Raw genomic sequence first — 12,250 nt, 5'->3', positions numbered from 1 at the left:
CTAAAACTATGAAATGCGCACGCCCAACAGAGCATCCACTGCCTGAGCCACTATCCCAGCTGCTACTGGCGTCGATGGCGTCTTGGTCCATTCGTCAATTACCTTCAGCGCACCGGAAGTATCTAGGTCATCGGAAAGACGCTCACGCAGGGATTCCACGGCTTGTTTAGCGGCTGCATCGGCAACAGACGCATCTGCATCATCGGATGCCTCTGCCACAGCCTGACGCCACACACCTAAACGTTCGATGCCGGTGTTTAGCACCTCATCGGACCAATCACGGTCCGCGCGGTAGTGGTTTACATACAGACCCAAGCGGATCGCGGATGGGTCCACGCCTTGCTCTACCAGCTTGTGGACGAAAACCAGGTTGCCTAAGGACTTGGACATCTTGGTGCCCTCCAAACCGATCATTCCGGCGTGGACATAAAACTGGGCCATACGCTCTACCCCATGGGCTGCCTCAGCATGCGCTGCAGAGAACTCATGGTGAGGGAACTTCAAATCTGATCCGCCACCGTTAATGAGGAAATCGTTACCCAGGCGGTTGGTGGCAATCGCAGAGCATTCGACGTGCCAACCGGGACGGCCAGGGCCGAATGGAGAATCCCAGGAAGGCTCGCCTTCACGCGCGGCACGCCATAACAAGGCATCGAGTGGATCTTTCTTCCCCTTGCGCTCGGGATCACCACCGCGCTCGGCGAAGAATTCTTCCATGGTCGCGCGTTCATAATTTGATTCATACCCAAAGTTCGTGGTTGCTTCAACGGAAGCATAAACGTCCGGATATTCTGCATCGTCCACGACGTATGCGGAACCGTTGTCCAACAACCTTTGAGTTAAGTCAATAACTTCATCGATTGCTTCCATCGCGCCGATGTAATCCTGCGGTGGAATCACGGCGAGCTGCTCCATATCGGAGCGGAAAAGATCGATCTGGCTAGTTCCGAGTTCACGCCAATCCACGCCATCGCGGGCAGCGCGTTCAAATAGTGGATCATCGACGTCGGTGATGTTTTGGACGTAGTGCACCTTGTGCCCTTGGTCCAGCAGCAGACGGTAGATCACGTCAAAGGTGACGTAGGTAGCCGCGTGGCCTAGGTGCGTGGAGTCATAAGGCGTAATACCGCACACGTAGATCGTGGCGGTATCCCCTTCTACCTGTACAGGCTTGATTTTCTCATCTGCAGAATCATAAAGCTTTAACTGAGCAGTATTGCCGGGTACGGATGGAACGGACGGAATAGGCCAAGATTTCATGACTGCCATCGTACCTAGCGTGGGCTTAAAGGTTTAATAAGGCTGTAACAGGCCGACAGCAAGCAGGATCATAACGATGATGCCCACTGGAATGCGGTAAGCAGCGAACCATTCGAAGGAGTGGTTCGATACAAACTTCAGCAACCAGGCAATGGATGCATAGCCAATCACGAAAGCGATTGACGTGCCCACAATCAACTGTGCACCCGACGCAGCCTGACCAGCCGCAGGGTTAAATGCGTCCGGCAGCGAGAAAAGTCCGGATGCCAGCACAGCTGGGATCGCTAGCAGGAAGGAAAATCGGGTCGCAACTTCACGGTCGAGGCCCAGGAACAGACCACCGGAGATGGTGCCGCCGGAGCGCGAAACACCGGGGATAAGAGCCAGACACTGGCATAGGCCCATAACGATGGCATCTTTCATGGTGAGCTCGTCAAAGCCACGGTTCTTCTTGCCCATGCGTTCCGCCAGGATGAATACGAAGGAGAAAATAATCAGCATGGATGCGGTAATCCACAGGTTTCGTAGTGCATCACGGATGAGGTCTTGTCCAAGCAGGCCTAAGACGCCGATTGGGATGGAACCAACAATGACGAACCAGCCCATCTTCCAGTCCTGGCCGCGGGACTCTTTGTCCTTCCAACCACGGAACCAGCCGGTGAGGATCTGCCAAATCATCTTGGCGAAGAAGACCACGACGGCCAGCTCGGTGCCCAATTGGATCACGGCGGTAAATGAAGCGCCGGCGTCCTCGCCCCAGAACAGCTCTGAGACGATACGAAGGTGGCCAGAAGAGCTCACGGGCAGGAACTCCGTGAGTCCTTGAACGATAGAGAGCACAATGACCTGAATCCAGGTCATGTCAGACATTTCAGCAGTCGATTGGGCAAGAGTCAGATTTTCCACGCGGGTAAGCCTACCCGTAACACGGTTCTTAGCTGGTAATTCCAGGTGATAGAATCTAAAGCCGTGTATTCATCCTCTGGTGCGAAAAAGTTTGTAGTCGGCGCATTGGCAGCATCTTCGCTGGTCATAACCGCCTGTAGTTATAACCCGGTTGAAGGAACCGACACGGAGGTCCAAGGTAACGCGACCCCGGCTGCTTCGCCGGAAGCAAACAATCCAGCAGGTAGCGTCCACGAACACAGCGATATTAGTGATATCGATCATGTCGGCGACACGTTAGCGGTCCGCTCCGGCAACACTTTCACCTTCGGTGAAGCAGATTCTCTTGGCAACCCGCTGCAGGTGGATCCAGACTGCGGTGATCTAACTTCTTCTAATGGAGCTTTCTATATTGGCTGCTTGGATAAGGTTTATAAGATCACCCCAGATAATCTCGATGAGCCAAGCGTGATCCCGGTCGAGACGGAATTTCCCGTGACCGCCGCTACGGAGCTGACCTCCGGCGAGCTGATTCTAGCTTCCAATGAAGCACCAGAGATCGTCATCTACAAAGATGGCGAGCTAATCGATGACTTCCCGGTGGACGCTCCTACGGATCAGCTCTTGGCTGTTCCTAATCGTGACGGAGTGGACAATGTCATCCGTACCAACGGTGCTGATACCACGATCCAAAACCTTGACTGGGAAAATTCCCGCGAGGGTGGCCGTCTGCGCGCGGGTCAAGGTCTTGGCCAAGCGACCGTAGGCGAGGATGGAACCATCCTGGTGTCTGACAGCGTGGGCGGCCGCTTGATGGTCTACACCTCTGAAGACCTTGTTCGTCACCACCAATTTGGTCCAGTCGATGGCAACCCGTGGGGTGTTGCCTGGGATGAGGATCGCCAGCTCGCGTGGGTAACCACCACTGATAACAACCTGGTTCAGGGCTTCGACATCTCAACTGGCGTTCCGCAGCTGGTCACCACGTTGAACACCGTAGCGGATGCGCAACACATCGAGGCGCTATCTAATGGCGACTTGGTTTTAGGTTCTGCCACCGGTGATGGTCTGCAGATTATCCCTGCAGAAGAGGTTAATGACGCCGTAGATAATCCGACAGAAAACTCCGCCTCAACTAACTAGTCTTAGCGGTACCGCCTCACCCGCCTTTTCGACACAGCTTTCGCGGCATCATCTTGGCTTGACCCGAGCCAGAAAGGTTTTAATAGCTACTATGAACTTTATTAATAAGCTCGGCTCCACAGCAGGACGCCTCGCCAATACGGCGCGCCAAGGCGCATATGACGTTGCGCTCAAAGGCATGTTCAAGATTGATCCGGAACGGATTCACATTCTGGCTAATCAGCTCATGGGCGGAATCAATAAATTTTCCCCTGCGTATAAGGCACTAGGTGCGATTCTTCCGGTCAATGACCCAGTCCTTGCCCAGGATGTCTTCGGCGTGCATTTTCCATGCCCATTAGGGTTGGCTGCGGGCTTTGATAAGAACGCTGCTGCTGCGGATTCTTGGTCCGCAGTGGGCTTCGGTTATGCCGAGCTTGGCACCGTGACCGCTCAAGGTCAACCGGGTAATGAACAGCCACGCCTGTTCCGTCTGCCGCAGGACAAAGCGATCCTTAACCGCATGGGCTTTAATAATGCCGGTGCTGCTGAGGCAGCTAAGAATCTGCATAAGCGTAAAACCGATAGCGTCATTGGCATCAACATTGGCAAAACGAAGCTAACGCCAGCTGAAGAAGCCGTGGATGATTACCGCCGTTCTGCCTCGCTCTTGGGCGATCTGGCGAATTTCCTCGTGGTCAATGTCTCCTCCCCTAATACCCCAGGCTTACGTGATCTCCAGGCTGTTGAATCACTGCGCCCAATCCTGCAGGCCGTGCAGGAATCCACATCTGTGCCAGTGCTGGTGAAAATCGCCCCAGACCTGTCCGATGAAGATGTTGATGCAGTTGCAGATCTGGCGGTGGAACTTGGTCTGGCCGGCATCGTTGCCACCAACACCACCATCTCCCGCGAGGGTCTTAATTCTGATGACCAATTTGTTCGCGAATTGGGTGCTGGTGGAATTTCAGGTGCGCCCGTTGCCGCTCGATCCCTGGAGGTTCTCCAGCGTTTGTACGCGCGCGTTGGTGACAAACTTGTCCTGATTTCCGTCGGCGGTATCACCACCCCGGAACAAGCATGGGAGCGCATAGTTAATGGTGCTGCCCTCCTGCAGGGCTACACCGGACTTATCTATGGTGGCCCGGACTGGATCCGCGATATTCACAAGGGAATCGCCGCTCAAATCCGTGCCCACGGCCTCAACAACATCACTGAAGCCATTGGCTCCAACCTGCAGTGGAAGAACGTTTAGAATCTACGTTGAGCAACCACACAAAAGGCTCTTTACCTGAGAAATCAGGTAAAGAGCCTTAGTCTTTGCGCTATCAAAGCCAAAAAAGGAGCTATGCCTTGGGCATGACGGAGCGGCGGAGAATCAGCGAGCACAGTACCGCTGCGCCACCGTAGAGAATCAGGAAGGACTGGTGCTGAACCAGATACACTTCCTGCGGTAGAAAGCGGCTGCCAAAGATTAAGAGGACAGCAACCAATAGCGCAACCACTTGCGTGACGCTAGCTTTCTGGTCTCTGCGGACTGTGGCGAATCCACCAACCAAAAGTGCCGCAATGACAATGGCAACGCGGATTGGGGTCCATGCGAAAGGCTCCCCCCAGCCCTCAGTGAATACGGCAACCAAAGCAAGCAGGAAAAGCACGATTGCAAGTGCCATAAATGCACCACCCACGCGTACCTGAATTGGAATGGTGACGCCTGGGCTGTCATCGGAGCGCTGAGGGGAATTGGGGGAATTCTTAGCCATAGATAGTTAGATTAACTTGTCGGGCTACTTTTGCTCGTACCAACCCCACAAAATAGCGCGACCAAGGGTGTGGAAGTAGAGATTAAAGCCCAGCACCGTTGGCGTCGCATCAGGATCAATGTCCAGGGTCTCTACATCGAGCGCGTGAACGGCAAAGAGGTAGCGGTGCGGTGCGTGACCTGCTGGAGGTGCTGCACCGTAGTACTCACGTTGACCACCATCATGCTTCAAGGAGATGACACCTTCAATACCCAGGTCTGCTTGGGAGCCAGCGCCCTGTGGTAGCTCACGCACATCGGCTGGGATGTTGAACGCTGCCCAGTGCCAGAAACCTGCGCCAGTCGGGGCGTCTGGATCATAGAGGGTTACTGCCAAAGACTTGGTGCCCTCCGGCAAGTTCGACCACTCCAGCTGTGGAGAAATATTGGATGGTGCGCGGAACTTCTCTTCCAGCTCATCTCCATCGATAAAATCGGTGGAAGCTAAAACAAAGGTTGGTGGGTTGCCCAGTGGCTCATAAGGATCTGGTCCTGGGAACCGTGGTTCGTTGTACGTAGTCATAGATCCATTTGTACCTGACGTCACAAACTTTTGCCGCGGCTTCATGCATCTCTATTCACCATTAGTCCAGGCCCTTCTATCCCCTGATGCCTGCTCCCATGTGCTGTGCGCCGACCAAACCATGAAGTTAACTCACACCAATGTGTTTTTCTGTTGAAAAGGTTCTTAGGGGAACCGATTTTATGGCTATTAAGCTGGCGATTTGTCACCTTGTGTTGTTTCCCGCTAGAGTTAACGCGTGCCTAACGGAGCAGTATGCCTCGTTAAAACACCCAGCCCGGGTGGCGGAATGGCAGACGCGCTAGCTTGAGGTGCTAGTGTCCTATTAACGGACGTGGGGGTTCAAGTCCCCCTCCGGGCACAAAATTTTTACTCCGAAACTTTTATTTCATTAAAGGTTTCGGAGTTCTGCTTTGCCTAGCCGAATTCTTCCTCGCTGGCATGACAGATACTATTACTCCTTGTGTCTTCACTCGTTTCCTGGTTAAAAAGCTTCGCGCACTTCGTCGGCCGATTGTGCACGGATGCATGGGCTGCGATTAAACAGTGGAGCATCCCACGCAAGCTTGCAGCCCTCGTTGGGGTCATCGGCCTCATTGTGTTCGTCTTCTTTGTAGACCTACCAGGTATCGAAGAATTGCGGACGTGGGCAGAATCGGCCGGGTCCTGGTTCATCATTGCTTTCTGGGCTGCATATGTGGTGCTCACCCTCTTTCCCCTTCCACGCACACTGTGGACCGTCGCCGCGGGCGTCCTATTTGGACCAGGGACAGGACTTATCATCGCGCTCACAGCACTGACGGTGTCAGCCATCATCGCTTTGCTGGTCGTACGCAGCATGCTCGGCGAATGGATGAAGCCCAGACTTCAGCACCCAGCCGTAGCCGGCATTAACGCCCGTCTGGAGCGCCGTGGCTGGCTGGCTATCGCATCGTTGCGTTTGGTTGCGGGAGTCCCCTTCTCATTACTTAATTACGCCGCCGCATTGACGGCCATTCCGGTTGGCCAATTCGCCATCGCTACCGCACTTGGCTCCATCCCCACGACGGTCATCGGCGTATTCTTCGGAGACTTACTCACTGGTAAAACCCATCCCGGCATCATTGTGGCAATGCTGGTGTGCGCGCTGATTGGAATTGCCGGATTAGTACTCGACTCGCGGATGCCAGTTGCCCAAGATAGTCAAGGCAAGACAGTAGACTAGTTTGTATGTTAGCTGTCCACGCCCGTTACCGCGGCCGCGCTACTCGCCGCGCAGAATTAGTTGAACAATCAGCCGTCGCCCTATCTACGCTGGAGGGCGTCGGTGAATTCGATTTCCTCGGCGTTGAAGATATCTGCGCCGAAGTAGAGACCGCCACCGCAGTGTGCGAGGTTGTTATGGCATTGCTAGCCGATGGCTCCTGGGCCATCTCCATTGGCGTTTCCACTAAGGATGCCAAGCAGGCTGCGACGAATGGATTAAAGAGCTCCGCCCGCCCTGGGCAGGTCTATGCCACCGTTGAGCCAGTCATCGCTTCTGGAACTGGTTCCTTAGCATCGAAGAATAAGGCGAAGACCGATGCCGCAAATATCGTTTCAGCATTCGCTCTGCTTAGCTTTGTCCTGTCCAAGCGCACCACGGAGGGCCGCGAGGCCACGTCATTGGTTCGCTCGGGACTGAATCAGAACGAAGCCGCTGAGGAGCTCGGCATCTCTAAGCAGGCAATGTCCCAGCGTCTCCAAGCTGCGGGCTGGGCTGCGGAGGGTGCAGGCTGGCAATTGGCGGTCAACCTAATTGCTACCGCCAATTCCGTTGGGTAGTGATTTTAGCGTTGCTAAATTCCTCTACATCAGATCGTGCTTGGACAGCTCTGGCGTGGTAACGAAGTCAACTAGGCGCTCCACTGCCCCAATCAATGTGGAGTCCAGGTCGCGAAAGCTGTTGACTGCGCTGTACACACGGTGCCACCCTTCCTTCGGGTCGGACCAACCCAGGCGATTACATACGCCGGTTTTCCAGTCTTCGCCATATGGCACTTCGGGCCAGGCTTTAATCCCAACGGCTTGAGGCTTCACCGCTGCCCAAATATCGATGAATGGATGGCCCGTGACTAGCACGTGCTCCCCGACCGTCTCGGTCATTCGAGTCTCTTTAGAACCCTTGACTAAGTGGTCGGCGAGCACCCCAACGCGGCGGTCCTTTTCTGGGCGAAATTCCGCCAGCTTTTCTTCGAGGTTATCCAGACCTTCGAGGTACTCCACTACTACGCCTTCAACACGAAGGTCATGGCCCCAGACTTTTTCGACGATAGCGGCATCGTGAATACCCTCGACCCAGATGCGTGAAGGAGCGGCCACCTTCGCTTCAAGATTCTCCACTCGCCGCGAACCAGAATTTGATTTGCGCTCCGTCTGACGTGGCGCCACATAGCGAGTCAGAGAAACCCGTTTGCCTTCGAGCAAAAATCCGCCCTTGATGAGATTAAAGACCCGTTCTTTGCCATAGCGGTCCTCTAGGCGGATAACGTCACCATAGACTGTCTTATCCACGCCCATGACCGCACCAACGAAGTCATCGCCGAATACTTCTACCACCATGCCTGGTTTAGCGGGAACCGTCGGATACTCCACGGGCTTGCTTCGTGAATGGCCACCAAGAATATCGCCTGAATAAGGATCACGGGAAGAAAAACTCATGCCGCATATTTTATCGTCACATCCATAGTGATCTAGACTGGCTCGCCATGGATATGCGCGAACAGGTCTGGTCACCTCTACAAAATACGGCCGTGTGGTTGGGTGCGTGGCTTTATGGGCACGAGCCTGCCGATGATGCCCTTTCGGCGCTTACCGCCCTCGGCGGCGCGCAACGTCTAGTCTCTACCCCTGACGAAGTCAGCAAGACCCGGCCTTTCATTGATGCTTTCAGCATGATTCGCGCTGAAACCTCTGAAGTAGATAGTTCTCAAGGTCCAATTCTTCGATTGGTTCTGTGCGGCCCGGGCGATCCGCCAGCTCTGCCAGCAGGTAGTGAGTCAGCTCAGGCAGCAGCACAGAGTGGACAGGGCGCCCTAGTTGTGCGGACCAATTCTGGCGAGCATTTGGTGCTAGTTTCGCAGAAAGTCGAGCGCGGTACAGATTGGAGCCTTTACCGAGAGGATAAGCCCATGCCACCTTCGGCCTGGCTGAGTCCTGGTGATGCGGATGCCCTATTAAGCGAAGCTACTAATGAGTCAGCCGCGCTTATTGAATCGATGGGCTATAAAACAGACAAACTCCCTAACCCGCGTTTAACGGTAGGGAGTTTGGCAGACTTTTATGACACACCGGGCTTGCCGTCAAGTGTTCCAGCCCGTTCAGCGAAGCTTTTCGCGCGCGCTGATACGGTCGCCGCAATCATTGAGACAGTGACTGAAAGAATCGGCGACCATAGCTTGGACCCACAGCTATTTCGACTGTGGCGTCACGTCCGTGCAGCGCGCATCGCCGGAGTCGACTACGCGCTGATGGATTTTGCTCGCTAAGCTGTCTTCTTCTTTCGGTTTGACCAAATGTCGCAACAGCCAACTGCACAAGGCTCACCGTTGGTCGTGCAACCCTGGGTTGCGACCTCACCAAGCGCTTCTGCCGTGCGGCCCTTAGTGTGCTCCTCCACCAAGTCCACGATCATTGAAGAGAAAGAATCGGTCGGGCCGACCGTGTAAGCACGCGAAACTTGAATGCCCAATTTATCGGCTGCATCTTTCAGCTCAGAGTCCAAGTCCCAGATGACTTCCATGTGGTCAGAGATGAAGCCGATGGCGCACACCGTAATCGCCTGTACGTTTTCTTCGGCATGGATCTGCTCCGTATGGTCAACGATGTCAGGTTCAAGCCACGGAGTGCGCGGATCGCCGGAACGGGACTGCCAGACCAAGTCATATTCTTCGACACCAGCAGCTTCTGCAACCAAACGAGATGCTTCTGCTACCTGACGGGAGTACAGGTTCTTATCTCCCTCACCGCCACCGACTTCATCATGTGCAAGCGGAATTGAGTGCGCAGTAAACAAGACACGCATGTTGTCTCGCTTATCCTCATCAACCGCGGCAATGGCTTCCTTCAGGGCCTTAGCATTCTCAGCAATGAATGCTGGGTGCGAGTAGAACTGGCGCAGCTTAACAAAGTCGATGTTCTCCAGGCCCTTGTCTGCCAAGTGCTTGCGAATGCGCAGGATGTCTTCGTCATATTGGCGACACGCAGAGTAGCCGCCCCATGCGGAGGTGGCGAAGACGAGTGCGTTGCGCACGCCGTCTTTCACCATCTGCTCCGCCGCATCTTCGGCGAAAGGATGCCAGTTGCGGTTGCCAAAGTAGACAGGAAGATCGGTGTCGCGTGCGCTTAGCTCCTTCTCAATATGCTCAATGATTTCTCGGTTGAGGTCATTGAGTGGGCTCTTTCCACCGAAATGGAAATAGTGCTCTCCGACTTCGACCAGACGCTCACGGGGAATGCCGCGTCCACGAGTCACATTCTCTAGAAAAGGAACGACCTCCTCATTCTTCTCCGGGCCACCGAAAGAAAGAACGAGGAGGGCATCATAATCACGGGGGTTGTGGGATGATTCGGTCATACCGAAATAATACCAACTAAAGTTGGATATCCAGAACCAACGTGAGTTAGGTCGAGCACATCCCCTGATGAACGAATTTAAATGAGACGAACTGCATAATCAGACATTCCGGACCAACGAACTGGAGCCTTTGTGACAGTCTGTCCGGACTGTGGAGCCTCGATCATCATTCCATCACCTAAGTAGATAGCCACGTGGTGATTGCCGCTTGGACCGTAGAAAATCAGGTCGCCGCGCTCCATCTCTTGTGGACTAACTCGGGTGCCCTGGTTGTACTGGTAGCCGGTGAAGTGAGGAAGGGAAATACCGACGCCTGCAAAGGCATACAGGGTGAGTCCGGAGCAGTCAAAGCCGACCTTGTTGTAGTCGCCGTGGGAGTCAGCGACACCGCCGTCGCGGATGCCCTTGGTTGGGCCATTCGCGTCACCGCCGCCCCATGCATATGGGACACCGATCTGAGACTCTGCACGTGCGATTACCGTTTCAATCTGTGCGTCACGTGAAGAATCGCCCAACTCCTTCGATGCTTCTTCCTGAACATCATCTGCAGTTGGCAATTCTTCCAGCACACCATCGAGATCGTCGGCGAGATCTTCGCCCTCGGTCTCTTCAACTGGGCCTTGTTGTGGGAAGAGTGCGCTGCTACCCGAAATTGCTGCTTCCGAAGAAGCCTGAGCCTGATCGGCATCAACGTCACTTTCACCAGATTCCAGGGAATGTGACGGCTGTGATGCCGCGACGATCGCTGCAGCTGCGCTGACAGCCACTCCAGCTAATTGTGCAGCCTGCTCTGCATCGATATTGCTGCTTCCGGATGCATCGCCTTGTGCATCCTCAGTGGCTGCAGCATTTTGGTCTCCAGCTTCCTGGCTCTCTGCAGCACTTGATGCCTGGGAAGAAGCATCAGTTGTTTCGGCCGCATCGGTTTGGGCCTGGGTTGCAGACGGATCCGAATTAGTTGGACCGGCCCCTACCAGCGCATTTGCGGGTGGTGCAGAATAGTTGGCCGTTGATTCAGATGAGGTCTCCGTAGAAGGATCCTCATTCGACTCAGGTGCTTCGGTCGTGGATTCCTCGCTGGTAGGTTCCTCGGTCGTCGCAGCCGCGGTAGTTGAGCCCCCAGCAGTATTCTCTGTGGACGTGGAGTCGGCGGCGGACTCCGTTGTCGTTTGCTCTGAGGTGGACTCGTCGACCGGAGCGTCCGAGGATTCCTCGCTCGCTTCATCTGCTGGCGCTGGTTCTTCTCCGCGCGCAGACGACAGTGCTGCTTCAGCTTCTTCCTGCAGTGCCAAAAGCTCGTCCCTTTCGGAAGAAATATCTCCGATACGGGTCTCGTTTTCCTGCAGTACGTCGCGCGCTTCTTCCTCTGCCCCAACGGCATTAGCTTCGCGCTCGGCGGCAAGGCGTTCTGCCTTACGCAGCTGAGATTCCTTATTGGACTTCTCAGTACGAACGCGCTCTAGCTCAGTGACGGTCTCCTGCTGCTTATCGGCTTGGGTTCGCAAGTAGCTTTGGCGGGCAAGCATATCCTCGCGCGCGTCGCCGCCGGCAGCATTAGTGACAGACTCCGAGGTATTGGCGCGACGGTAAGCAGAACGAGAAATCTCGTCCAGCTTCTCCTGCGCACCTTCAACCTCAACCTGGGCGTCATCAAGATCGCTGCGCGCAGCGAGTGTGCCCCGTCGGGCTTGCTCAGAAAGGTTGCGTGCATCTTGCAAGTCAACCAATGCCTGGTTGGCGCGTTCACGGTACTCGCCTAGTTCTCCCTCCAGTCGGGAGATTTCTTCTTGGGCATCAGCAATTGCCCCGGCGAGAGAAGCAATTGAAAGGTTGCCGTCAAGAACATCTTGGAGCTTGTCAACGACGGATGTATTTTCTTGGGCGACCGCGGGGGTCGTTGTTGAAATCAGAGAAACGCTGAGTGTACAAGCGATAGCCGCGAAGGCTGATCGCACGCGGTACGAGCGTTTAGACGAAGTGGTGGCCACGGATGAACTCCTCACACCACCACCAAAAGACAGGTTGGTCTAGCCGACCAAGGCATAGGAATGCCCGAGGGCCCTCA

The 12,250-nt window shown here is 54.8% G+C and carries 12 protein-coding genes and 1 tRNA gene; 6 read left to right on the top strand and 7 right to left on the bottom strand.

The features are described from left to right. Nucleotides 1–6: 6 nt before the first annotated feature. Both mshC and ACG98I_RS00465 read right to left on the bottom strand, forming a co-directional pair. A complete protein-coding gene (gene mshC / locus ACG98I_RS00470; protein WP_394717570.1) occupies nt 7–1,260 on the bottom strand; it encodes a cysteine--1-D-myo-inosityl 2-amino-2-deoxy-alpha-D-glucopyranoside ligase in 1,254 nt (417 codons plus the stop codon). Nucleotides 1,261–1,293: 33 nt separating this feature from the next. Next, nucleotides 1,294–2,121 carry an undecaprenyl-diphosphate phosphatase gene (locus tag ACG98I_RS00465; protein ID WP_394718041.1) on the bottom strand — a complete coding sequence of 276 codons (828 nt, stop codon included), beginning with the start codon at nt 2,119–2,121 and terminating at the stop codon, nt 1,294–1,296. A gap of 108 nt (nt 2,122–2,229) precedes the next feature. On the opposite strand from ACG98I_RS00465, the gene ACG98I_RS00460 reads away from it, so the two are divergent. Then, nucleotides 2,230–3,288, top strand: coding sequence for a YncE family protein (locus tag ACG98I_RS00460; RefSeq protein ID WP_394717569.1), 1,059 nt, complete (start codon nt 2,230–2,232; stop codon nt 3,286–3,288). Between the two features lie 91 nt (nt 3,289–3,379). Next, entirely contained in the window at nt 3,380–4,522 is a 1,143-nt protein-coding gene (locus ACG98I_RS00455; RefSeq protein ID WP_394717568.1) for a quinone-dependent dihydroorotate dehydrogenase, read from the top strand. A gap of 91 nt (nt 4,523–4,613) precedes the next feature. On the opposite strand, the gene ACG98I_RS00450 is transcribed toward ACG98I_RS00455, so the two are convergent. Then, entirely contained in the window at nt 4,614–5,030 is a 417-nt protein-coding gene (locus ACG98I_RS00450) for a hypothetical protein (RefSeq protein WP_394717567.1), read from the bottom strand. Between the two features lie 24 nt (nt 5,031–5,054). After that, nucleotides 5,055–5,591 (bottom strand): YbhB/YbcL family Raf kinase inhibitor-like protein, encoded by a 537-nt coding sequence (locus ACG98I_RS00445; RefSeq protein WP_394717566.1) that lies wholly within the window; start codon nt 5,589–5,591, stop codon nt 5,055–5,057. 275 nt (nt 5,592–5,866) lie between these two features. Between ACG98I_RS00445 and ACG98I_RS00440 the strand changes: the two genes are divergently transcribed. The 3 genes from ACG98I_RS00440 to ACG98I_RS00430 all read left to right on the top strand — a co-directional run bounded on the left by ACG98I_RS00440 (nt 5,867) and on the right by ACG98I_RS00430 (nt 7,394). Next, nucleotides 5,867–5,952 (top strand) — tRNA-Leu (locus tag ACG98I_RS00440). Between the two features lie 102 nt (nt 5,953–6,054). Then, complete coding sequence (locus tag ACG98I_RS00435) at nt 6,055–6,795, top strand: TVP38/TMEM64 family protein (protein WP_394717565.1); 741 nt, start codon at nt 6,055–6,057, stop codon at nt 6,793–6,795. Nucleotides 6,796–6,800: 5 nt separating this feature from the next. After that, on the top strand, nt 6,801–7,394 hold the full coding sequence (locus tag ACG98I_RS00430; RefSeq protein WP_394717564.1) for a MarR family transcriptional regulator: 594 nt from the start codon (nt 6,801–6,803) through the stop codon (nt 7,392–7,394). Between the two features lie 24 nt (nt 7,395–7,418). On the opposite strand, the gene ACG98I_RS00425 is transcribed toward ACG98I_RS00430, so the two are convergent. After that, nucleotides 7,419–8,270 carry a DUF3097 domain-containing protein gene (locus tag ACG98I_RS00425; RefSeq protein ID WP_394717563.1) on the bottom strand — a complete coding sequence of 284 codons (852 nt, stop codon included), beginning with the start codon at nt 8,268–8,270 and terminating at the stop codon, nt 7,419–7,421. Between the two features lie 47 nt (nt 8,271–8,317). Here ACG98I_RS00425 and ACG98I_RS00420 point away from each other — a divergent pair, with 47 nt between their 5' ends. Further along, a complete protein-coding gene (locus tag ACG98I_RS00420) occupies nt 8,318–9,097 on the top strand; it encodes a hypothetical protein (RefSeq protein WP_394717562.1) in 780 nt (259 codons plus the stop codon). Here ACG98I_RS00420 and ACG98I_RS00415 read toward each other — a convergent pair. Together ACG98I_RS00415 and ACG98I_RS00410 are read right to left on the bottom strand one after the other, a co-directional pair. Further along, nucleotides 9,094–10,185, bottom strand: a complete 1,092-nt coding sequence (locus ACG98I_RS00415; RefSeq protein ID WP_394717561.1) for a ferrochelatase — start codon at nt 10,183–10,185, stop codon at nt 9,094–9,096. The two genes, ACG98I_RS00420 and ACG98I_RS00415, sit on opposite strands and share 4 nt — an antisense overlap. A 77-nt stretch (nt 10,186–10,262) precedes the next feature. Further along, nucleotides 10,263–12,173: a DIP1281 family NlpC/P60 protein gene (locus ACG98I_RS00410; RefSeq protein ID WP_394717560.1), complete on the bottom strand. Its 1,911-nt coding sequence runs from the start codon at nt 12,171–12,173 to the stop codon at nt 10,263–10,265. Nucleotides 12,174–12,250: the final 77 nt, after the last annotated feature.

The sequence above is a fragment of the Corynebacterium sp. L4757 genome (genome assembly GCF_043673995.1).
Classification (GTDB): domain Bacteria; phylum Actinomycetota; class Actinomycetes; order Mycobacteriales; family Mycobacteriaceae; genus Corynebacterium.
This window is presented reverse-complemented; position numbering and strand designations above follow the sequence as displayed.

Bases quoted from the DNA above. Each gene is read 5' to 3' on its own strand.
- ACG98I_RS00430 (WP_394717564.1), top strand. From the start codon at position 6,801: ATGTTAGCTGTCCACGCCCGTTACCGCGGCCGCGCTACTCGCCGCGCA.
- ACG98I_RS00445 (WP_394717566.1), bottom strand. From the start codon at position 5,591: ATGACTACGTACAACGAACCACGGTTCCCAGGACCAGATCCTTATGAG.
- ACG98I_RS00420 (WP_394717562.1), top strand. From the start codon at position 8,318: ATGGATATGCGCGAACAGGTCTGGTCACCTCTACAAAATACGGCCGTG.
- ACG98I_RS00465 (WP_394718041.1), bottom strand. From the start codon at position 2,121: ATGACCTGGATTCAGGTCATTGTGCTCTCTATCGTTCAAGGACTCACG.
- mshC (WP_394717570.1), bottom strand. From the start codon at position 1,260: ATGAAATCTTGGCCTATTCCGTCCGTTCCATCCGTACCCGGCAATACT.
- ACG98I_RS00455 (WP_394717568.1), top strand. From the start codon at position 3,380: ATGAACTTTATTAATAAGCTCGGCTCCACAGCAGGACGCCTCGCCAAT.
- ACG98I_RS00425 (WP_394717563.1), bottom strand. From the start codon at position 8,270: ATGAGTTTTTCTTCCCGTGATCCTTATTCAGGCGATATTCTTGGTGGC.
- ACG98I_RS00450 (WP_394717567.1), bottom strand. From the start codon at position 5,030: ATGGCTAAGAATTCCCCCAATTCCCCTCAGCGCTCCGATGACAGCCCA.
- ACG98I_RS00415 (WP_394717561.1), bottom strand. From the start codon at position 10,185: ATGACCGAATCATCCCACAACCCCCGTGATTATGATGCCCTCCTCGTT.